Annotated in this window: 20 protein-coding genes; 9 read left to right on the top strand and 11 right to left on the bottom strand. The window is 64.1% G+C overall.

Going from position 1 to position 20682, the window contains the following annotated elements; all coding sequences use genetic code 11:
- Nucleotides 1-92: 92 nt before the first annotated feature.
- Nucleotides 93-2411, bottom strand: a complete 2319-nt coding sequence (locus tag CXR25_RS01315; protein ID WP_009882164.1) for an MMPL family transporter — start codon at nt 2409-2411, stop codon at nt 93-95.
- An 84-nt stretch (nt 2412-2495) separates the two neighbouring features.
- Between CXR25_RS01315 and CXR25_RS01310 the strand changes: the two genes are divergently transcribed.
- Together CXR25_RS01310 and CXR25_RS01305 are read left to right on the top strand one after the other, a co-directional pair.
- Nucleotides 2496-2945 carry a hypothetical protein gene (locus CXR25_RS01310; RefSeq protein WP_101584073.1) on the top strand — a complete coding sequence of 150 codons (450 nt, stop codon included), beginning with the start codon at nt 2496-2498 and terminating at the stop codon, nt 2943-2945.
- Between the two features lies 1 nt (nt 2946).
- Entirely contained in the window at nt 2947-3408 is a 462-nt protein-coding gene (locus CXR25_RS01305) for a PadR family transcriptional regulator (RefSeq protein ID WP_236850601.1), read from the top strand.
- On the opposite strand, the gene CXR25_RS01300 is transcribed toward CXR25_RS01305, so the two are convergent.
- The 3 genes from CXR25_RS01300 to CXR25_RS01290 form a co-directional block, all read right to left on the bottom strand.
- Nucleotides 3338-4828, bottom strand: coding sequence for a PepSY-associated TM helix domain-containing protein (locus CXR25_RS01300; protein WP_092104719.1), 1491 nt, complete (start codon nt 4826-4828; stop codon nt 3338-3340). The two genes, CXR25_RS01305 and CXR25_RS01300, sit on opposite strands and share 71 nt — an antisense overlap.
- Before the next feature lie 100 nt (nt 4829-4928).
- Nucleotides 4929-5609: a hypothetical protein gene (locus CXR25_RS01295; RefSeq protein WP_241212363.1), complete on the bottom strand. Its 681-nt coding sequence runs from the start codon at nt 5607-5609 to the stop codon at nt 4929-4931.
- Between the two features lie 49 nt (nt 5610-5658).
- Nucleotides 5659-6606, bottom strand: coding sequence for a ketopantoate reductase family protein (locus CXR25_RS01290; protein WP_125240306.1), 948 nt, complete (start codon nt 6604-6606; stop codon nt 5659-5661).
- Between the two features lie 132 nt (nt 6607-6738).
- On the opposite strand from CXR25_RS01290, the gene CXR25_RS01285 reads away from it, so the two are divergent.
- Nucleotides 6739-7413: a TetR/AcrR family transcriptional regulator gene (locus CXR25_RS01285; protein ID WP_009882155.1), complete on the top strand. Its 675-nt coding sequence runs from the start codon at nt 6739-6741 to the stop codon at nt 7411-7413.
- Between the two features lie 12 nt (nt 7414-7425).
- Here CXR25_RS01285 and CXR25_RS01280 read toward each other — a convergent pair whose 3' ends face one another.
- The 6 genes from CXR25_RS01280 to CXR25_RS01255 all read right to left on the bottom strand — a co-directional run bounded on the left by CXR25_RS01280 (nt 7426) and on the right by CXR25_RS01255 (nt 12889).
- Nucleotides 7426-8277, bottom strand: coding sequence for an aldo/keto reductase (locus CXR25_RS01280; protein WP_096145744.1), 852 nt, complete (start codon nt 8275-8277; stop codon nt 7426-7428).
- A 44-nt stretch (nt 8278-8321) separates the two neighbouring features.
- Nucleotides 8322-9266 carry an NAD(P)-dependent oxidoreductase gene (locus tag CXR25_RS01275; protein WP_096145745.1) on the bottom strand — a complete coding sequence of 315 codons (945 nt, stop codon included), beginning with the start codon at nt 9264-9266 and terminating at the stop codon, nt 8322-8324.
- Between the two features lie 85 nt (nt 9267-9351).
- Nucleotides 9352-9747: an MmcQ/YjbR family DNA-binding protein gene (locus CXR25_RS01270; RefSeq protein ID WP_096145746.1), complete on the bottom strand. Its 396-nt coding sequence runs from the start codon at nt 9745-9747 to the stop codon at nt 9352-9354.
- Nucleotides 9748-9804: 57 nt separating this feature from the next.
- A complete protein-coding gene (locus CXR25_RS01265) occupies nt 9805-10512 on the bottom strand; it encodes an SDR family NAD(P)-dependent oxidoreductase (RefSeq protein ID WP_029416699.1) in 708 nt (235 codons plus the stop codon).
- Nucleotides 10513-10604: 92 nt separating this feature from the next.
- A complete protein-coding gene (locus CXR25_RS01260) occupies nt 10605-12002 on the bottom strand; it encodes an FAD-dependent oxidoreductase (protein ID WP_101584061.1) in 1398 nt (465 codons plus the stop codon).
- Nucleotides 12003-12121: 119 nt separating this feature from the next.
- Nucleotides 12122-12889, bottom strand: a complete 768-nt coding sequence (locus CXR25_RS01255) for a GntR family transcriptional regulator (RefSeq protein WP_069599245.1) — start codon at nt 12887-12889, stop codon at nt 12122-12124.
- Between the two features lie 252 nt (nt 12890-13141).
- Between CXR25_RS01255 and CXR25_RS01250 the strand changes: the two genes are divergently transcribed.
- The 6 genes from CXR25_RS01250 to CXR25_RS01225 all read left to right on the top strand — a co-directional run bounded on the left by CXR25_RS01250 (nt 13142) and on the right by CXR25_RS01225 (nt 19860).
- Nucleotides 13142-14275: a TIGR03364 family FAD-dependent oxidoreductase gene (locus tag CXR25_RS01250; RefSeq protein ID WP_069599244.1), complete on the top strand. Its 1134-nt coding sequence runs from the start codon at nt 13142-13144 to the stop codon at nt 14273-14275.
- Between the two features lie 109 nt (nt 14276-14384).
- A complete protein-coding gene (locus tag CXR25_RS01245) occupies nt 14385-15371 on the top strand; it encodes a phosphate/phosphite/phosphonate ABC transporter substrate-binding protein (protein ID WP_241212362.1) in 987 nt (328 codons plus the stop codon).
- An 11-nt stretch (nt 15372-15382) separates the two neighbouring features.
- Complete coding sequence (phnC, locus tag CXR25_RS01240) at nt 15383-16264, top strand: phosphonate ABC transporter ATP-binding protein (protein WP_009882142.1); 882 nt, start codon at nt 15383-15385, stop codon at nt 16262-16264.
- Nucleotides 16264-17943 carry a phosphonate ABC transporter, permease protein PhnE gene (gene phnE, locus CXR25_RS01235; RefSeq protein ID WP_125240305.1) on the top strand — a complete coding sequence of 560 codons (1680 nt, stop codon included), beginning with the start codon at nt 16264-16266 and terminating at the stop codon, nt 17941-17943. The genes phnC and phnE overlap by 1 nt, the downstream gene beginning before the upstream one ends.
- Before the next feature lie 112 nt (nt 17944-18055).
- Nucleotides 18056-18763, top strand: coding sequence for a phosphonatase-like hydrolase (locus CXR25_RS01230; RefSeq protein WP_114319427.1), 708 nt, complete (start codon nt 18056-18058; stop codon nt 18761-18763).
- Nucleotides 18760-19860 carry an alcohol dehydrogenase catalytic domain-containing protein gene (locus CXR25_RS01225; protein WP_125240304.1) on the top strand — a complete coding sequence of 367 codons (1101 nt, stop codon included), beginning with the start codon at nt 18760-18762 and terminating at the stop codon, nt 19858-19860. The genes CXR25_RS01230 and CXR25_RS01225 overlap by 4 nt, the downstream gene beginning before the upstream one ends.
- Here CXR25_RS01225 and CXR25_RS01220 read toward each other — a convergent pair whose 3' ends face one another.
- On the bottom strand, nt 19861-20619 hold the full coding sequence (locus CXR25_RS01220; protein ID WP_164513916.1) for an HpcH/HpaI aldolase family protein: 759 nt from the start codon (nt 20617-20619) through the stop codon (nt 19861-19863). It lies immediately after the preceding gene.
- Between the last annotated feature and the right edge of the window lie 63 nt (nt 20620-20682).

Here is a 20682-nt window from a genome sequence, read left to right as displayed (position 1 = left end):
TCCTCACGGACAGTCTGCGGGCAAATCCTCCACGCGGCTTTCCGCGGTTGCGGCGTGAGCTCTGTCCGCCTCAATTCGCGAGTGGTCAATCATCAGTCGAGTGGGATCCGCTTCCGCCATGGCCACCATACGTTTCGTCCGATGTCGTGGACGAGGGCTGGAACGACGAGCGAGCGCACCAGGATCGCGTCGAGGAGGACGCCGAAGGTGACGATGAACGCCAGTTGGAACAGGAACATGACCGGGATGACGGCGAGCGCTGCGAAGGTCGCGGCGAGCACGATCCCCGCCGAGGTGATGACCCCGCCCGTAGCCACAAGCCCTTCCAGTACTCCCTTGCGGGTGCCTACGCGCAGCGACTCCTCGCGGACACGGGACATGAGGAAGATGTTGTAGTCGATGCCCAACGCGACGAGGAAGACGAATGCGTAGAGCGGCACCGACGGATCGGCACCGGGGAAGCCGATGAGGTGGTTGAACACCAGCGCGGAGACACCCAAAGCGGTGCCGAAGGAGAGAACCGTCAGCGCCACGAGCAGCAGCGGGGCCACGAGTGAGCGCAGCAGGAGGATGAGGACGATGGTGATGACGATGAGGATGAGTGGAATCGCCAGGGTCCGGTCCGCCTCGGCGGTGGTGTTCGTGTCCAGGTCGACCGCGGTCTCCCCGCCCACCAGGGTCTCGGAGTCGACCTTGTGGACAGCGTCGCGGATGTCGGTGACCGTGGACTCTGCGGCCAGGGAGTCCGCGGGGTCGGTCAGTGTCGCTTCGAGGAGAACCTGACCGTCGACCTCGGTAGGTGCCGGGGGTGAAGGTGGAGGCGTCGAGGTCGAGTCGGGTGCGCCCTGGCCCTGCGGTGCTTGACCTTGCGGTGCCTGCAGCTGCCCGTCATCGTCGATGGCGATCGTCCCGCTGGGTGACTCTTCGGCGACGACGGTCATCGATTCGACCCCGCCGAGGCTGCCGACCGCCTTCGCCGCATCCTCGAGCTGGTCTTTCGCCACCACGATCTGTGTGGGTGAGCCGGATCCGCCCGGGAAATGCTCGGACAGCACATCTTGGCCATCACGGGCCTCGGAGTCGCCGAGGACGAAGTCGCTCTGCGCGATGCCCGAGGCCTTGAACTGGGGGAACGCGATGAGCGGGAGGGCAAGGAGGACGACGAGACCGATCCAGATTATGCGCGGACGCTTAGCGACCACCTCGGCGATGCGAGTCCACAGACCTTTCTTCGCTGGTGCGGAGCTGGTTGTGCGCACCTGCGGGCGGAAGGGCCAGAACACGGCCCGGCCGATGACCATCAGAGCCGCGGGCAGGAATGTCAGCGCCGCGAGCATCGCCACCAGAATGCCGATCGCCGCCACCGGGCCGAGCGCACGAGTCGAGGCCAGGTCGGTCAGCAGCAGAACCAGAAGACCGGCGATCACGGTCCCACCAGAGGCCGCGATCGGCTCGACGACGCCCTTGAACGCAGCCAGTCCGGCTCTGACTCGATCCCGTTCGGTCAGCAGCGCATCACGGAAGCGGGCGACCACAAGGAGGGAGTAGTCAGTGGTGGCGCCGACGACCAGGATGAACAGAATGCCCTGAACTTGGCCGTTGATGAGCAGGATTCCCGCATCCGCGAGGTGCCAGATGACGAAGATCGAGGCCGAGAGCGCCGCCACCGAGGTGAACAGAACGATGACCGGCAGCAGAGGCGAACGGTAGACGATGATGAGGATGACGAAGACCGCGATGAGTGCGACGAGCAGGAGAATGCCGTCGATCCCCGCGAACGCCGAGGTCAGGTCCGCAGAGAATCCACCGGGACCGGTGACATACACGTCCGCCGAGGTGGGCACTGAGTCGACGTCGCCGGTGGGACTATCGGCGGCGGTGGCAATCGGGAAGGTCCCGGCGATGATCGAGCGGATCTGCTCCACGTCATCGCCGGTGGTGTCGGTGGAGACCGGGAGGATGAGCTCGAGCGCTTCACCGTCCGCGGAGGGGATGACAGGCGAGGCGGCGGCTGCCAACAGCCCTTCGTCGTCGAGTCTCTCGGCCAGGTCTTCGAGCTCAGTCGTACTGTCCTTGCTCAGCCCGTCCTTGTCTTCGAGTACGACGATAGCCGGGACATAGTCGAGGTCACTGAACTGGTCGATGAGCGCCTGAGCCTTCGTGGACTCGGCCGATTCAGGCAGGAAGGAGGACCGGTCGTTCGTGGCGACCTCGGAGATCTTGCCGAAGTAGGGGCCACCGACTCCCGCGATGGCCACCCACGCGACCAAAAGGACGGCGAAGAGTGCGATGAGAGAGCGGCGGGCGGGAATGGGTCCGCGCTGCTTCGTGGGCTGAGCCGAGTCGACGGGAATTTCGGATTCGGGCCGGTGCGGCTCCGGAGGGGTGCTCGTGAGCAGGTGGCGGGGCATGTTCTCAGAGTACGCCAGTAGTCGACCTCGGAAGTTATTCCGCAGCTCTTCACTTTGGTACTGAACCACTGGTACAGTACCATTATGGACACAACAGCACAGGCACCACAGACAGCCAATGCCCGTTCCCTCCTACTGCCCTATGCCCTGACGCTCATAGCCGCCATGATCATCATCCAGTTCGTCGTCGCACTGACCGGCGGTGCAGTGACAATCCTCGCTGGGGCCCTCACCGCGGTCGTCGCCGTCGGCATTGCGGTATGGATCGTGATCAACCGTCGGAAGCTGCTGCATGTGCGCTTCGGACTCGTGATCGCCCATGTCATCGCCTATGTCGCAGTGACGACATCCTTCAACGCCCACGCCGTCGTCCGTGCAGTCGTCGCCGGCAGCGACAACGATGTTCAAGCAGTGGCGCACTCACTCCTCGGGTCCTCCTGGTTCGGAGCAACCTTGGTGATGAGCGCGGTCTGGGGCATCGGTCTGCTCATTCACCTCCTCGGTTCGGTGCTCGGCCGCGGCTGGGAGGACTGAGGTGGCATCACAGCATGACGACGCGACAGAGCCGCTCACTGAAAGCGAAGAGTGGCTGAGCCATAAGGTCGACAGCTGGGTCGAGACCTACAAGAAGTCAATGCTCACACCGGTCACACTGACCATCGTCGCCGAGCATCAGCCGATCGGAGTCGCCGCCATTGCTGAGAAAGTCACCGCTGCCACCGGCTGGCACGTGACCGAGCGCGGTCTTTACAGGACCCTCAAACGGCTGCAGGATTCTGGGCTCCTGGCCAGTGCCGATACCAGCGCCCCGAGGACGGGAGCGAAACGGAAGGACCTCTCGCTCACGCCTCTCGGGACGCGGTATCTTGCCGGGATCGCGGAGAATCTCGTGGAGTTGCCGGGTGGTGTTCCCGGCAAGGAGTGTACTACCTCGCCTGCCGCCCCCTCGCCCATAGAGCCAGCACCCCATCAACAACAAGGAATCCCAGCACACTGATCCCCACCATCGGCAGGAATACCCCGATCGCCACAGCCGAAAGCACAACCGCAGCCACCGACCACCAATGTGCGTTGGCCAGCGCACCACGAACAGGCGTGACGCCGAAGTTCCGGCTCGGATCGTGCTTCGGTCGGCGCTGCCACCACATCACATAGCCCCACACGACCATCGACGCGATCCCAATTGCTAGGCCGACGAGCACGATCTGGCTGGCCAGACCGAACATCGTTCCCATGTGCAGGTCGACGCCCCACCGCGCCAGCTTCGAGGCAAACCCGTAGTCGGAGAAGTCGACACGATCGGTGATCTCCATGGTCTCGGCATCGATCGCCAGGGCATCGATCTCCGTGGGGAAGCTGCGCTGGATCTCCTGGACCACCCAGGCCGAATCATCATCGGCCGGCGGCAGGATCTCAACGAGGCCAGTGTTGACGTTGATGTCGCGTGCCATAGCCAGGGTCATGTCGAAGTCCGCGGGATCGACTCCGGAAGTATCCGACGCATCCGTGCCACCATGACCCGCGTGGCCTTCGTGCCCGGTGTGCCCCTCATGTCCAGCGTGACCGCCGACGTCCGACTCCCCCGCCGAACCACCGCCGGACTCGGCGGAGCCTCCACCCAGTTCCGTCGAGACCGCTGGCGTCGACCAATCCAGTGCCGCTCGCAGCTTCGTCACATTGTCTCCGCCTAGCTGGGACCAGGTGATGCCGGTTGCTGACAGGAACAGCATCCCGATCGCGGCCCACACCCCCACCGAGGCGTGCCAGGAGAATGTGCGGCGCAGCCCCTTGTGCTTCATCGACGGCCGCAGCAGCGCAGTGGCCTTCCTTGCCCGCCGGGCGCGCATTACCCACAGGCACAGTCCGGCGACCGCGATGATGCCCAGCCAAGACGCGGCGATTTCGCTGTAGTACCGCCCGAAATTGCCGAGGTGGAGGCTGCCGTGCAGCTGATCGACCCAGGTTCGCAAGGGCAGGGATCCCGAGGTTCCGTACACGGTCAGGTCCCCCTTCACCTCGGCGGTGGTGGGGTCGATGAAGATCGCCCGGGATTCGCTCTCGCCCAGGTTCGGGTCATCGAACATCACCCGGGTCGTCGCGCCGGGTTTCGGTGCCGGGCGCACCGCGCTGATGGCCTCCGCTCCCCCGGTGTAGGTCGTGGCGGCCGTGACCTGGTTAGCCAGCGGCAGGGCGGGGCCAGTCGCCGAGGTGGTCAGTTCATCCGCGTAGACGACTTTTTCGATCTGCGGGCTGATTGCGTACAGGGCGCCGCTGAGTGCGGCGATGAGGATGAAGGGACCGACGAAGATCCCTGTGTAGAAGTGGAGTCGGCGCAGGAGTTGGCCGAGCCAACTGGTGCCGCGCGGTCGCGGATGGTCCTGCCGGTTTTCGGGCAGGGATGACAGAGGTGTGGTCATGGTGAAGCTTTCTGTGAAGAGCGCTCGGCGGACCTGAAATTTGGTCAGGCGAGCGCGCGCCAGCGGATTTCCGCCGACGCTGAGGTCAAAGATGGTGGGGTCAGAAAGCTTCCACGGGTGGTCCTCTGGTGAGGACAGGAGAGCGGAGAACACCGAGGTGGCGAGGGAGAATTCGGGCGACGCCGAGGTGGGGCTTCGGTCCGTTCGGAACCGGCATCGGTCGAACCGCAGTGGGCAGGAGCGCGTGGATGACGAGTCGGAGGAAACTGCCGATCTTCGCCGGCAGCGCTTCCGACCAATAGATCATGGCGATTGTGAGGACAGCGGCGACGAGGTGTGCCGACAGCATTCCCGGTGACGCGTGCGTATGCATGCTGGCTCCGGCGTCTGACGCGAAGACGGATCCGGACATGGCCTTCGGACCCGAATGGTGCATCGCATGTCGCTCAAGTGCGTTCGCAGGACTGTGGCTCCCGGTCATCGGAGTGAAGACAGAGAAGAGCAGGTGGAACAGCGACTGGCTGACCAGCACAGACAGGGACAGCCTGGGCAATGACAATCTGCGGTCGGCCAACAGAACGCAGAGCAGCATCGACAGCACCAAGGGCACCACGACACCCATCGCTGAAGGCAGCGCGCCGCCGCCGATCATGTGAGAGGCCAGCGCCACGAACGTGGCGAAGACAGCGGCTGCGATTCCCCGCAGAGAACGCCGGTGCCTCAGTCCGCGCTGGTACTGCGGCGCATGCAGGTCCTCCGGCTCCGAGCTCACAGGGAACATTCTCACACAATCGGCGGGCCCACCTCGGCGATGGAGTACTTATGGGAACTTACCTGAATGCCGGCTCGTTGGCTTCCAACCGGGGAACGGTGACTCCGAGGCGGCGGGCGTCGGCGAGGACATCGCGAGGGTAATCTGCCTGCGCCTTGTAGGTGTTGCGTCCGGTGTTCTGGGCCTGGGTCATGATGAAGGTGAACAGGTTGTCGCCGGTCAGCAGCTTCTGCATTGCGAATCCGAAGATGCTGGCGGGGATGTACTTCGCTGCCGCGGCTCCGAGTCGTGAGGTCCCACCCTTCGCTGTGAGGACGGGGATCATTTCTCGGACGAGACGGACGACTTCTTTCAGTGCAGGGCGCGAGCGGACGAGTGCGTCGAAGCTTCCCATCCGGAGCCATCCGACCATGATTCCGGCGTCGAGGATGAAGTGGAACCAGAGCCAGCTGCGGAAATCTGCGATGTCGGAGATTGAGAATCCGGCCTTCGTGAAGAGTTCACGGACGACGCGGTGCCGGTCGGTGCGGCTCGACCCGTCGATATCGCCGAGGAAGATGCTTTTGGCGAATCCGCCATGCAGGGTGGTGACGTCAAAGCCACCTCCGCCACCAGGGAATCCCCATGCGACCTGCTCACGGGGCAGCCGCGAGATGGCAGCGGCAGGGTCGGCCCAGACGTTGTTGAAGATGAGGATTGTGGCCCCGCCAACTCGGGGTTGGAGGAAGTCGACTGCGCTGTCCAGCTGGTCGTGGTTGACGCTGACGATGATGAGGTCGTAGTCGTGGTCCGGTTCGAGGTCCTCTCGCAGCGTGATGGGCCAATTCTCCTGAACCGGCTTCCCTTTACTAGAGGCACGGCCGTCCCTGATGTCCACGTCGACCGAGGAGCCGAAGTCGGCGGCACGTCCGGGGCGGACATAGAAGTCGACCTCGTTCCCTGCCTTCTCCAGGGCCCATCCGTACAGTGTCGAAATGACTCCGCGGCCGAACATCAGAATCTTCATGTCTGCGTCTCTTCTCTGCGCCGTTCGGCGCTCGTCAACTCTCCACAATATGTGGAAGGTGGTTTCCACTTACATGTAGATTAAGCAGTGATCCCATCGCCGCATTCCGTTTTTCCGGAAGTGAGAGAAGAAATGGCCGAGACGACTCAGATCGAAACTCAACAAGTGCCCGCGCAGAAGCTGCGTGCGGATGCCGCGGACAACAGGGCGCGCATTCTCACGGTGGCGCGGGAGCTCTTCGCCGAACGCGGTATCGATGTGCCCATGACGGCGATTGCCCGCCGAGCAGGAGTGGGCGCGGCAACCCTGTTCCGACGCTTCCCTGACCGCCGGTCCCTGATCACCGAGGTGTTCGCCACCCAACTCACTCATTGCGAAGCGGTCCTCGCCAAGGCTGCGGCCGACCCTGACCCGTGGCGCGGATTCTGCTCGTTCGTCGAAGCTCTCGGCCGGATGCAAATCGAGGACCGTGGGTTCACCGAGGCGTTCCTCTCGGCATTTGCTGAGGGCCAAGGAATCGATGAGAAGCGCATGCATGCGGAAGCCGTCTTCGCAGACCTGGTGGAACGTGCTCAGAAGTCAGGCAAACTCCGACCCGACTTCGACCCCAGCGACCTCATGCTGATCTTCCTCGCCAACGGCGGCGTCAGCGAGGCTCCACCCGAGCATGCACGCGACCTCTCGCGACGACTCATCGCCTACCTGCTCCAGTCATTCGAGACACAGGATTCCCCGACCGCCAGGTCACTACCGACCCCGAGCCGAATGGGGCTGGGCGAAGTGTTCTCAGCGGCACAGTCGCACTAGCGGCAGCACCGGTCACATCTCTTCGTGGGTCAGGGGGTCCCGGCCCTTCATCCGACCGCGCTCAAGACCGGAGATGGCATCCACCTCGGCGGAGGTGAGGCTGAAGCCGAAGATATCGGCGTTGAGCCGCTGCCTCTCAGGATTCGCCGACTTCGGGATCGGCAGGCTGCCGACCTCGAGGTGCCAGCGCAGGACCACCTGAGCCGGCTGAACTCCGTGGGCAGCCGCAGCCTCGGCGATGGGGGCTTCGTCGAACAGACCCTGGTCGCGGTACAGCGGTGACCAGGATTCGGTCTGGACGCCGATCGATCTGTGGAATTCGATGAGCTTGCTCTGCGGGAAGTAGGGGTGGAGTTCGATCTGGTTGACCGCCGGGGTCACGCCGGTTTCGTCGATGAGTTCCTGGAGCATCGCCTCGGTGAAGTTCGAGACTCCGATCGAGGTCACCAGTCCGCGTTCGCGCAGTTCGATGAGGCCGCGCCAGGTGTCGACGTACTTGCCGACGCTCGGGTTGGGCCAGTGGATGAGGTGGAGGTCGAGGCGCTCGAGTTGGAGCCTGGCCAGGGATTCCTCGGTGCTGGCGATCGTTTCGTCGAAGCCGTGGTGACGGCCCGGGACCTTGCTGGTGATGAAGAGTTCGTCCCGGCCCACCTTGGAGTCGATGACGGCCTGGCCGACTTCGCGCTCATTCTTATAGTTGACCGCGGTATCGAGGAGTCGATAGCCGTTGTCGATGCCGGCGATGATCGCTCCGACGCCCTCTGCGTCGTGCATGGCGTAGGTGCCGAGGCCGATCTGCGGGATGCTGGCCCCGTCGTTGAGTTCGAGGGTCGGAATCGCTGAGCTGTGCTCTGAAGTGGACATGCCCCAACCCTATGACCGCCGAGGTGGTTCCGGCCAGAGCTTAGTCAGACGACTGTGCCCTGTGGAGTTTTTCCGTCGAGGATATCGATGATGGCTTGAGCCGCCGCGACCCCGGCGCGTTCGCGTGCCTCCAGCGTCTGCCCGGCGAGGTGGGAGGTGATGACGACGTTGCTCATCGTTCGCAGCGGGTTGTCCTCGACCATGGGTTCGCGTTGCAGAACGTCGAGTCCGGCGCCGGCGATCTCGCCTGTCTTGAGCGCTTCGACGAGAGCAGCTTCGTCAACGAGGGAGCCGCGTGCAGTGTTGATGAGGATTGCCGAGTTCTTCATCGCAGAGAGGCTCGCGGCGTCGATGATCGGGTCACCCTTGCCCGCTCTGCTGTGGAGAGACAGGTAGTCGGCGGCTTTGATTGTCGTGTCGAAATCGGCGAATTCGATGCCCGATGACTGCTCGGAGTCGGGGTGGGCTGTGGAGACGAGGACTCGCATTCCCAGCGCAACACCGAGGGCAGCGATCGCTTTGCCGCTGGGTCCGTATCCGATGACGCCGAGACTCTTGCCCCGCAGTTCGGTTCCGGCCTCGCGTGGCCATCCGCCGTCGTCCACTCCAGCCAGCACGGTGTTGAGTCGGCGAGCGCAGGCGAGCATGAGTGCGAGCGCCAGCTCGGCGACGGCGTGGTGGTTGACCCCTGGTGTGTTGCACACGCGGATGCCGAGCTCGGCCGCCGCATCGATGTCGACGTTGTCATAGCCCACCCCTGCCCGGGCGATGACCTTCAGCATTGGGGAGGTCGCGAGCATGGCACGCGCGACCGGTTCACTCGCAGCGATTGCACCGACGGCTCCTTTGAACAGAGCCAGCTTCTCTTCGTCCGTGCGAGTTCCGCCCGCCGGCGAGTAGACCGGTTCGAGGCCGCGGTCTCGCAGCATCGTGTCGACGGTGTCGCCCGGGCGGAGGTAGTCGGTGGTGATGACGATGCGGTTGTTCATGTGTCCGAGAATATCCGGCCTCTCGCCGGCTGCGTCACAGTACCCCGCTGGCGGACGAGGGGTTGCCTAGTCCTTCGCGGGCATTTCAGTCCTTCGCGGACAATTTGCGGACGACACCGGCAGGTGCGGTATTTCGGTAGGAATCGGTGAGCAGATCACTGAGGTCATTCTCGTCGAGGGTCTCGAGTTCCAAGCCGATCCAACCGGTGGGACCCAGGTACATGGGAACGAAGGCATCGGGTCGCTCCATCAGCACCTCGGCGTCCATCGGATCGGGCAAGATGAGCAGGGCTTGCGGATGCTGCTCCATTCCACCGGTGACGAGCTTCCGCGTGCCTCCGAAGTGCGCGAAGATCTTCTTCGTGAAGAACGCGGGCCGCCCATGCGAGACCTTCTCCTGCGCCTCGGGAAGGCTCAGCGCGGTCTTACGCAGGCGGGCCAGCTGCGGGTCGTCGTCATCGAACATCTGCGGATGCGCCATGAACCCACTTTATTAGCGGTCACGGTCACAGGCTAGGGACGAAGCAGAGCCGAGTGCTCAAGCTTGGCCCTCACTGGTGTACGTGTCTTTGAGGACTGCGTCTGAATCCTCCGATTCATCGACGTAGAAGCGCTCTGCGACATCCTGCTTCTCGTACATATCAAGGTATTCGTCCGCGATGTTGTCGGCTGAGAAATAGGTGCCTTCCTCAATCACTCCGGCAATCGACAGCATGCCCACGTAGACGCCCTGATCCTGCAGCTCATCATGAAGGCAATGAGCGTAACTGCGCAGTCCGGACTTGCCGATGCTCAAAGTGGTCAGGATGGGGGTCACCGTCAGCTCTGAAGCTCCACCACCGGTGAAGAAGATGGTTCCCTGCTTCCGTTCGATCATCTCGGGAATCACCTGCTGCGCGCTGGAGATTCCGCCGATGATATTCACCTGCATGTGCTGGTTCGCGATATCGGCCGTTGTCTCCGCGGCAGATACCGGCGCGATCACCCCGGCGTTGTAGACGAGCACATCGATCTGGCCGAATGTCTCCCGCACCTGAGTGAACGCATCCGCGATCTGCTGTTCGTTCGTCACGTCAGCAGAAAAGCCCGCGCTCTTGATATTCATGTCAGTCAACGAAGCCTGGAGAGTGTCGAGACGATCTTGGTTCCTGGCGATCAAAGCCACATTGAAGTCCTTCTTGCCGAACTTCTCAGCAAGGCTGAGGCCGAGCCCTGGTCCTGCTCCCACAATCACTAAAGTGCTCATCTATCAATCTCTCTACGGGGCGGAATCTGCGGCATGTGCCATTATTCAGCAACCTTGATACTGAGCGGAGTATTCCACTGGTTGCAGCGCCCCTACTTCACAACCCCGAGCACCTCATTGAGTGCCTCCGTCGCCGAGGGGTGGGTGTAGATCGTGTCGCGCAGCTCGGTGGCGGTGACGTTGTGGCGCATCGCCAGGGCCACGGTGTTGATGACCTCCTGCGAGTGCACGTGGACGAGTGCGGCGCCGAGGATGTGGTCCGTTGCCCCGTCGACGACGAACTTCACGATGCCGCGCGGGTCACCTTCGATCTTCGCCCTGGGTGCTGCAGCGATGTCGGCCATCGCCTTCGCTCCGACCTTGACGTCATAGCCCTGCTCGCGGGCGGCGGCCTCGCTCAGCCCCACGCGTGCCACGGGCGGGGTGAGGAACATCGTGTACGGCACTGCGCTGCGGTCCGCGGTCGTCCGCTTGCCGTCGCCGAGCAGCTGATCGGCGAGGATCCGATTGTCGTCGAGAGAGATGTAGGTGAACATCGGTCCGCCATTGACGTCGCCGACGGCAAAGACGCCCTCGGCCGAGGTGCGCAGGTGCTCGTCGACCGTGATGAAGCCGCGCTTGTCGGTCTCGATCCCGGCCTTGCCCAGGCCCAGGCCCTCGGTTGTTGGCGCACGGCCAACGGCCAGGAGGACAGCCTCGGCGTCGACCTGCTTCTCTTCGCCACCAACCTCGTAGGTCACGGTGGCCTGATCGGTTCCATCGGCAACAGCGGTCACGGATGCTTCGTTGATGATCGTGACTCCGTCATCGGCCAGAGCCTGAGCGACCACCTCGGCGACGTCGGCATCCTCATTGGCCAGCGGACGCTCGCCGCGGTCGAGGACGGTGACCTGGGAGCCGAAGTGAGTGAACATCGATGCGAACTCGAGTCCGATGTATCCACCGCCGACGACGACCAGGCGTTTGGGGAACGGGGAGACGTGCTGCAGGGCCTCCGAGTCGTAGATGCGACCGCCGAGCGTCGCTCCGTCGATCGGTGGGATGTTCGCGAGCGAGCCGGTGTTGACGACGACGGTGTCCGCGGTGATCTGCATGGTGTCGTCACCGCCGGTGACGAGGACTTCGCGTTCGCCGGTGAACTCGGCGCGACCGGAGACCAGGAGAACCGAGTCGAGGTCGTCGAGCATGGAGAAGTTCTTCTTCCGCATCGCCCCGGTCAACGTGTCGCGGCGCTTCACGGCCTTCGCGAAGTACTCGTCAGTGTCGTCGTCATCGCGTTTGTTCTCCGCGTCGTGGACCAAGATCTTCGTGGGGATGCAGGCGATGTTGATGCAGGATCCGCCGATCATGGCATCCGACTGCTCGACGACGGCGACGCGCTTGCCGGCTCTGGCCATGGTCCCGGCCAGGGTCTTTCCGCCCTTGCCCCACCCGATGACGAGGAGGTCCACGTGCTCGTGCGAATCGGCGTCGTGGTTGTTCTCGGCCATGATCGGTTCCTTCCAGCAGACGATGCGTTGGTTGACGATGCGTTGGTTGTGAGCCTACCAGCAGACGATGCGTTGGTTGACGATGCGTTGGTTGTGAGCCTACTCCGGAGCGGTGAACCTCAGATGTCGCCGAGGTTGGTCGACGTCAATGCCATCGAGCTGGGGTTTCCCCGGGTGGAGTTCATCGTAAAGCTGGCCTTCCACGGAAGGTAGCGGTCGTCAGAGGACTCGATCAGCGCGCCCGCGCCGGTGAATGCGCGGCGTCGGACTCGCAGCAGGGGTGTGCCGACGGGAACTTCGAGCAGTGTGGCGTCGTCCTCGTTGGCACCGATCGCATCGATGGTTCGCGAGGTTCGGCTGATGTCGACGCCCTGGTCGATGAGTTCCTGGTAGATCGACCCGGAGTCGGTGTCGAAGGCGAGAACGTGGCGCCCGAACTCCAGGGGGTAGTTCAGGCGCTCGACCATGGTGGGCACATCGTCCATGAGGCGGAGCCGGAAGACGGAGACGACCGGGTCACCGTCTGGGATCCGCAGACTTGCGGCCAGCGACTTCTCGGCGGGCCTGCGGGTCACCCATTGGGTGCGCTGGCCTGGGACGATGTCGGCATTGTGGCACCACTGGGAGAAGGAGATGATGTCGTCGAAGGACTGTGTGGGCACATTGTCCAATACGACCGTCCGGCGCCCGCGTCCCGAAGAGATCAGGCCCTCGGTCCGCAGTGTCGACATCGCCTGTCGAACCGGGCCGCGGGAGCTGGTGAACTTCCGGGTCAGTTCCGCTTCCGAGGGCAGTTCGTCGCCGGGCTGGAAATACCCCTCGCGAATCGCAGTTCGCAGATAGTGGGCGATTTCGTCGTACTGCTGTCGTGTGCGCTGCTGAGTCATGTGTGCTGGCCTCGTCGGGGTCGGGGATGGGGACACGTGCTTCCAACTGTGCTGCCGTGGTGCTGTGCTTGCCGTGCGCTGCGCTGCTCGAGGTCGTCGTGTTCTCCGATCGGCGGCGTCTCTTCCTTCCTATTCGGGGCGAATGAACCGGGAGTGCCGGCCGAGAAGCGCAACGTCACGTTCAGGTGAACAATCGCCAAACTTGTACATACATGTGTTCATCGTACGACAACAAGCGACCAAGATGGGGGAATGTCGAAAACTGATCTCATCATCGTAGGTTCCGGAATTCTGGGCCTGGCCACCGCATTCCGCGCACACCGTCAGGGCCGCAGCGTCCGTGTCATCGACCGTTCCGCCCGCCCTGTGGGCTCATCGATCCAGAACTTCGGGCACGCCTGCTTCACTGGGCAGGCCGATGACGCTCAGGATCTGGCGATGGCGTCTCGAGCCGGCTGGCTGGAGGCCGCGGCAGCCACCGGGATCTGGGCGGCAGAGACCGGGTCCTTCATCCCTGCCATGACCGAACCGGAACTGCGCGTCCTCCAGGAGTTCGCCGATCACCGGGGTCCGGATCAGGCGACGATGCTCAGCGCCGAGGAGGTGGCGGCGGCCATCGGGAACCCGAGCCTGGGCGCCATCGGTGGGGCTCACCTGCCCCTGGATATGCGCGTCGACCCACGTGAGGCAGCCCCCGCCCTTGCCGAGTGGCTGGCTGGAGAGGGTGTCGAATTCACGTGGAACACTACCGTCACCGAGGTGGGCGACGGCACCGTGTCCACCAACCGTGGCGATGTCCACGGTGAGCAGGTCGTCGTCTGCCCCGGCTATCAGCTCACCTCCCTGTTCCCGGAGATCGCCGAGGCGCACGGGGTGCGCATCTGCACGCTGGCAATGTCCCTAATCGAGCGACCGCAACGGATCCCGAGCGGGTTCGCCATGCTCACGGGCACCTCATTGGCCCGTTACGACGGGTTCGCCGCCATGCCGGGAGCATCGGCACTGCGTGAGGATCTGACGCAGCGGGAGCCGGAGCTCGTCGATGTCATCGCCAACCTCATGGTCACCGATATCCCCGGCGGACTGCTCATCGGCGACTCCCACGCCTATGATCTCAGCCCCGAGCCCTTCATCGACGCACGCGTCGGGGATCTGCTGCTTGATCGCGCCACCAGCATCCTCGGCATCGATGAACCCGTGGTTCGCCAGCGGTGGCTGGGCCAGTATGCCGACAGCACCGAGACGAATCTGATCCTCGAGCGCCCTGACGCGCGAACGACGGTCGCCGTGGTCACCTCGGGGATCGGGATGACTCTGTCGTTTGGGATCGCGGACCGCATCCTCGGCGGCTACCCGGCCGAGACAGACGCACGGCCCTCCACCTGAGACCGGCACCACATTCGAAGCCCCTCGCCCCAACCGCCGATGAAGTTGTCATGTCCGATCGGTGAACAGGGTCGAATTGTATAGACATGTTGATTCGAGGTGTCGAAGAATGAAGCCAAGCGATCACCCCGACCACTCGAAAGGCAGGCCGCCCATGGCCCTGTTCCCACGCTTCCGCTCCCGCACCGTCCGCTCACTCACGGCCGCAGCGCTCGCACTCCCGCTGCTCGCCGCTTGCGGTTCCTCCGGCGACGACGGCGACACCATCACCTTTGCCGCAGTCCCCGCCGAGTCATCGTCCACGTTGGAATCGACCTTCGAAAACGTCACCGCACTGCTCGAGGAGGAGACCGGCAAGACGGTCGAGTTCCAGAATGCCTCCGATTATGCAGCGGTGATCGAAGGAATGCGGGCCGGCCAGATCGATGCCGCCTCGTTCGGTCCGTTCGCCTATGTCATCGCCAAGGACTCCGGCATCGACATGGAGCCCGCGGCTGCTCCGACGAGCGATCCGAAGAAGGATCCGGCCTACACCTCGCTTGCCTACGTCAAGAAGGGCTCGGACATCAAGGGCCTGAGCGATCTCAAGGGCAAGAAGGTCTGCTTCGTCGACAAGGCCTCCACCTCGGGCTACCTCGTGCCGATGAAGGGGATCATGGATGAAGGTCTCGACATGGAGAAGGACATGGAACAGGTCCTGACCGGCGGTCATGACGCCTCGCTGCTGTCCCTGGACTCCGGCGAATGCGATGCGGCCTTCGCCCACGACACCATGCTCAAGACGCTCGAGGAATCCGACCAGGTCAAGCCCGGCAGCATGGAGCCCGCGTGGGAGTCCGAGCCCATCACCGAGGACCCGATCGCTGTCAACAACGAGTCTATGGACCCTGAGCTGGCCAAGCAGATCACGACCATCCTGCGTGAGAAGGCCAACGTTCCGGCCATGGTCGACGCCGGCATCTGCTCCTCCGAGGACGACTGCGTCCTACCTGAGGAGATCGAATACGGCTACAAGCCCGTCGAGGACTCAGACTTCGATTCCATCCGCGACATCTGCGATGCCACCCAGGCAGATGCCTGCAAGAACGTCGGCTAGGAGACGCACTCATGACCACTGAACTCCAGCGAGAGATCGACGATATCTACTCAGTCCAACTCGACCATGTGACAAAGGACTTCGGCGGCGGAGTCCTCGGACTCGACGACGTCAACGTCGGCTTCCGCACCGGCCGGGTCACCGTTCTGCTCGGCCTGTCCGGATCGGGCAAGTCGACGCTGCTGCGCCACATCAACGGCCTGCACTCCCCCACCTCGGGCACGGTCCGCGTGCTGGGCCAGGACGTGAACTCGGTGGGGAAACGAGGGCTGCGGGAGCTGCGCCGGAACATCGGCGTGATCTTCCAGTCCTTCAACCTCGTCGGCCCCATGTCTGTGTTGGAGAATGTCTGCGCCGGGCAGCTCGGTTCACTCAAGGGACCGCGCATCTCGCTGATGATGTACCCGAAGTCGGTGCGCCGCGAAGCCATCGAGAAGCTCGACCGGGTCGGCTTGGCCGATCGTGCTTATCAGCGTGCGGATACACTCTCCGGCGGTCAGCAGCAGCGCGTGGCCATCGCCCGGGCGCTCATGCAGCACCCGACGGTTTTGCTGGCCGATGAACCGGTGGCCTCGCTCGATCCCGTCTCCGCGCTCGACGTGATCAACCTGCTGCGCCAGATCGCCGAGGAGGACGACCTCACCGTCATCGCCTCGCTCCACCAGGTTCAGCTCGCCATCGAGTTCGCCGATCGGATCATCGGCCTGCGCAACGGCCAGGCGGTCCTCGACCGCACCACGCAGGGCCTCAGTGCTGAAGAGGCTTCGACGATCTATTCGAGTGTCTCCGGCATGGACATCTCCGACGCCGAGGCTGGGGCAGGTTCCGCATCCACGTCCACTTCCGATTCCGATTCCGTCCGCACCCCGATGTCGAGCGGTGTCACCCGCTGATGTCCATGCTCGCCGAGGCCCCACCTGACGTTCGCGAGGTCCCAGTACGTCCGCGTCCGGCCGGGTCCAGCCTCGCCGCCGCGCTCGTCATGATCGCCTTGGTCGTCGGGGGCGTGTGGTCCGTCGGTGCGCTTGGCATCGATATTGCGACGATCGTCGATTCCTTCGACAATGCGGTGAACTTCTTCGCCCGCATGTTCCCCCTCGACTTCCCACCTGTGGCAGAGACCCTCTCCCTGGTGTTCGAGACCTTGGCCATCGTCTTCCTTGCCACGCTCCTCTCGGTCGCACTCTCCGTTCCCGTGGCTCTGGCTGCGGCCAGACCGACTCGGTGGGGTGTCACCTCGCAGTGGGTTGCTCGCGCACTGACGGTGCTGGCTCGGGCAGTCCCCGATTTGGTGCTCGCGATCATCTTCCTGCGCATGTTCGGGCTCGGAGCCACGGCCGGCATCATCGCCATGGGCATCCATTCGGTCGGCATGATCGCCAAACTCTACGCCGACGCGATCGAAGAACTCGACGACGGCCCACGCGAGTCCGTGGAGTCCCTCGGCGGCAGTCGCGCACAGCAGATCATGGCGGCCATCCCCCAGACCCTGATGCCCCAGCTCATCGCAACGGCGCTGCACAGGTTCGACATCAATCTGCGCACCTCGGTGCTGTTGGGTTATGTCGGCGTGGGCGGCATCGGATTGGCGATCGCCGATTCTCTGCGGACGCTGGACTATCAGCGGGGCATGGCTCTGGCGGTGCTCGTCCTGCTGCTGTGCATCGGCCTCGAGCTCGTCTCCGGCGCTATTCGCGCTGCGCTGATGAGATCGGCCGGGCAGAGGATCACCGGCGGCACCTGGGTCGATCGTCTGCTCAACCACGGCCGCGAGTCCGGTGTCAACGATCTCCACCTGACACCACCGTGGAGTTCGGCCCGGATCAGACGCTTCCTCTCAATCGCACTGATCGTGGTCTTCACTGTCGCTGCCCTGTGGCGCGTGGATGTGTCCTGGTCGGCACTCGCGCAGGGGATCCTCGACCTGCCGCAGACCCTGGCACTGTTCTTCCCGCCGTCGGCCGGCGGGTCCATGTCCAACCTCTTCGAACAGCTGCTGGTGACGATCCAGATCTCGCTCGCGGCCACGCTCATCGGTGCTGTTCTCGCACTGCCGATCGGCATCCTCGCCGCTCGCAATGCCGTGGCGAATGCCTATGTGCACCTGACGTTCAGGGTGATCATCGTGATCGTGCGCGGCATTCCCGAGCTCATTCTCGCGATCATCTTCGTTGTCATCTCCGGTCTGGGCGAGGTCGCCGGCACGCTGGCTCTGTCCATCGGGGCGATCGGCCTGCTCTCGAAGCTCATCGCCGATTCGCTTGAGGAGACGGACACTCAGGTGCAGGAGGCGATGCGGGCCACTGGTGCCAGCGAGGCACAGGTGTTCTTCTCGGCCACACTGCGCCAGGCGGCACCGGCCTTCGTCGCCCACACGATGTACCTACTCGACAACAACATCCGCTCGGCCACGCTCCTCGGAGTCGTCGGCGCCGGAGGCATCGGGTTCCTGCTGCTCAATGCCTCGCGCGTCAACCAGTTCGATGTGGTCACCATGGTCCTCATCCTCATGGTTGCCGTCGTCCTGGCCGTCGAAGCGCTGTCGATGTGGCTGCGCAAGGCCGTGCGCTGACGCCCAGCCATTCGCTGGTGCCCAGCCGTCAGCTGGCGCTTCTGCGTTTTCACATACCCCGTTTCACATACCCGACCCAACACACTCTGTCCCAGTTAAGAGGAGAAACAGCATGATTGAACTCGCCATCTTCGACATGGCCGGCACCACCATCGACGACCGTGACGAGGTCTACCGCGTTCTGCGGGAGGCCACGGAACGCGAAGGTGCGAACTACACGGACGAGGTGTTTCAGAAGTGGATGGGCACGGAGAAGAAGTGGGCGATCGAGAATCTGCTCCGCCTCGGCGGTGTCGAGGTCGATGACGAACTCCATGAGAAGACCTGGGAATGGTTTCGGCAGGAACTGCGCCGCACCTACACCGACAATCCGCCGAAGCCGCTGCCCGGGATCGAGGAGGCGCTGGCGACTCTGCGCGAGCAGGGCATCAAGGTCGCTCTGACGACCGGATTCGCTCGGGAGATCGCCGACCTCATCTTCACCTCCATGGGATGGCAGCAGGGCGAGACCTTCGACGCCTCCTCCTGCGGCGACGAGGTCGAGGCCGGACGGCCAGCACCCGACATGATCGAGACGGTCATGAAGGAACTCGGTGTCGAAGACACGGCCGCGGTCGTCAGCGTCGGCGACACCTCGGCGGATGTGCAGTCCGCGCTGCGTGCCGGAGTCACCGCGGTGGGTGTGCTCACCGGCCACCTGAGCCGGAAGGACTTCGCGGCCGAAGGTGCCCACCTGGTGCTCGATTCCGTTGCGGGGCTTCCCGATGCATTGGTCGACCTGCCAGCTTCGGATGCAACCTCGGCCCCGGTGAACCAGTGACGGCGGAGGTTCAAACGCAGGCTCAAGCACAGTCACCGGTTCAGGCTTCCCCGGCCGACACCTCGGCGGATGCTGAGGTCTTCGCGGACACGGTTGAAGCCGTCGTCTGGCTCGGCGGGGATCAGTTCGAGACCCAGTCCTTCGACCGCCCTGAACTGGCCGAGGGCGAGAGCCTCATTCGCCTGACCACCGCCACCGTCTGCGGCTCGGATCGTCACACCGTGCGCGGGCGTCGCCCCGGAGCCTGCCCCGCCGTTCTCGGACACGAGGGCATCGGCGTGGTCGAGGATTCGCGGTCTGGGCTCCCGCTCGGCCAGCGCGTGGTCTTCTCGGTCACCTCGGTATGCGGGAAGTGCGAGAACTGCAGGCGCGGCCTCAGCGCAAAATGTCAGTCGGTGGCCAAGGTCGGGCACGAATCCACCGACAGCGGGTGGGCGCTGTCGGGCACCTACGCCTCCCACATCCACCTGCCGGCCGGCGTGGCAGTCATCCCGGTGCCGGATTCGGTGCCAGACGCCGTGGCCGCCACGGCAGGGTGCGCCGTCGCCACCGTCATGGCGATGCTCGAGGCCGCCGGTGACCTGCGGGGCCGTCGTGTCTTCGTCAACGGACTCGGAATGCTGGGGCTCACCGCGGTGGCCGCCGCGCAGTCCCGCGGTGCCGCCGAGGTGCTCGCCTTCGATCCGACGCCGCAGCGCCAGGACCTAGCCCTGTTCGCCGGGGCGAGCACGATCCTGGAAGAGGAGGTGCCGACAGACGTCGATGTCGCACTCGAACTCTCCGGCACCACCGCGGGTGTGGAGACCTGCGTGGCCAGCCTGGGAATCGGCGGCACCGCAGTTCTCGCGGGAAGCGTGAGTCCTGGACCGAACATCGAGATCAATCCCGAACAGCTCGTGCGAGGGTGGCGCACCATCACCGGTGTGCACAATTTCGAACCACACCACCTGCAGGAAGCCGTGGACTTCCTGGCCGCAGACGGCAAGAACATGCCGTGGGACCGCATCCTCGGCGGCCCGATCGGACTGTCAGACCTGGCGCAGGAATTCGCCGACCCCAGCAAGGGACTGCGGACGGTGGTCGATATCGAGGGGTGACTAGCCTCGCGCCGTCGCCAGATCCTCCCGGAACGCGCGGCCGGCAGCACCGATATCCCCCGCCGAGGTGATGAAGCGGAATCCCTGTTCCTTCCGAACCTTGGCTTCCGTACCGTCACCGCAGTGAATGCCTGGGACGATGCCGGCTTTGTCGGCTGCTGTGCGTATCCGCACGAGCGCCTCGGCGTGGGCGTCATTGGGCTGACCGGGCAGTGCGTCGACGGCGAAGGCGAGGTCGGCGGGACCGACGTACACGCCGTCGATGCCTGGGACTTCGCAGATCTTCTCGACATTGGCCAGACCCTCCTTGTTCTCGATCATCACGAACAAGAGCGGACGCTCGTCTCGGGTGTCCTGGACCGCGTTGTGCATGAGTTCGGCGGTCGGACCCCAGGAGCGGTCACCGCCGCGGCTCGGGTAGTCGAGCGCGGAAACGGCAGCTTCGGCCTCGGCGACGTTGGACACGAGCGGAACGATGACGGCTTCGACGCCAGCGTCGGCGAGCATGCCGATCTCGGTGAAGCGGTTCGCCGAGACCCTTGCCGCGACCAGGGCAGATCCACTGGCCCGGATGGCATCGGTCAGGCGCAGAACGTCGGTCGGGCGCGTGAAACCGTGCTGCATATCAAGGCACACATAGTCATAGCCTGCGGCCGATCCGACCTTCGCCAGCTCCTGGCTCGTCGACATCATCCACAGCCCGTTGTAGATCTCTCCGGCGGCGAGGCGAGCGCGATGCGATTCCAATGCTTGAGTCATATGTGCATCGAATCACACGCGGCTCACCGACGCCAGGGATGCCCGGCATCCGGATGAACCCCG

The organism is Brevibacterium aurantiacum, from assembly GCF_003932995.1.
GTDB classification, from domain to species: domain Bacteria; phylum Actinomycetota; class Actinomycetes; order Actinomycetales; family Brevibacteriaceae; genus Brevibacterium; species Brevibacterium aurantiacum.
This window is presented reverse-complemented; position numbering and strand designations above follow the sequence as displayed.

Excerpts from the sequence above, each read along its gene's own strand:
- CXR25_RS01315 (WP_009882164.1), bottom strand. The coding sequence starts at position 2,411 with ATGCCCCGCCACCTGCTCACGAGCACCCCTCCGGAGCCGCACCGGCCC.
- CXR25_RS01310 (WP_101584073.1), top strand. The coding sequence starts at position 2,496 with ATGGACACAACAGCACAGGCACCACAGACAGCCAATGCCCGTTCCCTC.
- CXR25_RS01300 (WP_092104719.1), bottom strand. The coding sequence starts at position 4,828 with ATGACCACACCTCTGTCATCCCTGCCCGAAAACCGGCAGGACCATCCG.
- CXR25_RS01295 (WP_241212363.1), bottom strand. The coding sequence starts at position 5,609 with ATGTTCCCTGTGAGCTCGGAGCCGGAGGACCTGCATGCGCCGCAGTAC.
- CXR25_RS01290 (WP_125240306.1), bottom strand. The coding sequence starts at position 6,606 with ATGAAGATTCTGATGTTCGGCCGCGGAGTCATTTCGACACTGTACGGA.
- CXR25_RS01285 (WP_009882155.1), top strand. The coding sequence starts at position 6,739 with ATGGCCGAGACGACTCAGATCGAAACTCAACAAGTGCCCGCGCAGAAG.
- CXR25_RS01280 (WP_096145744.1), bottom strand. The coding sequence starts at position 8,277 with ATGTCCACTTCAGAGCACAGCTCAGCGATTCCGACCCTCGAACTCAAC.
- CXR25_RS01275 (WP_096145745.1), bottom strand. The coding sequence starts at position 9,266 with ATGAACAACCGCATCGTCATCACCACCGACTACCTCCGCCCGGGCGAC.
- CXR25_RS01270 (WP_096145746.1), bottom strand. The coding sequence starts at position 9,747 with ATGGCGCATCCGCAGATGTTCGATGACGACGACCCGCAGCTGGCCCGC.
- CXR25_RS01265 (WP_029416699.1), bottom strand. The coding sequence starts at position 10,512 with ATGAGCACTTTAGTGATTGTGGGAGCAGGACCAGGGCTCGGCCTCAGC.
- CXR25_RS01260 (WP_101584061.1), bottom strand. The coding sequence starts at position 12,002 with ATGGCCGAGAACAACCACGACGCCGATTCGCACGAGCACGTGGACCTC.
- CXR25_RS01255 (WP_069599245.1), bottom strand. The coding sequence starts at position 12,889 with ATGACTCAGCAGCGCACACGACAGCAGTACGACGAAATCGCCCACTAT.
- CXR25_RS01250 (WP_069599244.1), top strand. The coding sequence starts at position 13,142 with ATGTCGAAAACTGATCTCATCATCGTAGGTTCCGGAATTCTGGGCCTG.
- CXR25_RS01245 (WP_241212362.1), top strand. The coding sequence starts at position 14,385 with ATGAAGCCAAGCGATCACCCCGACCACTCGAAAGGCAGGCCGCCCATG.
- phnC (WP_009882142.1), top strand. The coding sequence starts at position 15,383 with ATGACCACTGAACTCCAGCGAGAGATCGACGATATCTACTCAGTCCAA.
- phnE (WP_125240305.1), top strand. The coding sequence starts at position 16,264 with ATGTCCATGCTCGCCGAGGCCCCACCTGACGTTCGCGAGGTCCCAGTA.
- CXR25_RS01230 (WP_114319427.1), top strand. The coding sequence starts at position 18,056 with ATGATTGAACTCGCCATCTTCGACATGGCCGGCACCACCATCGACGAC.
- CXR25_RS01220 (WP_164513916.1), bottom strand. The coding sequence starts at position 20,619 with ATGACTCAAGCATTGGAATCGCATCGCGCTCGCCTCGCCGCCGGAGAG.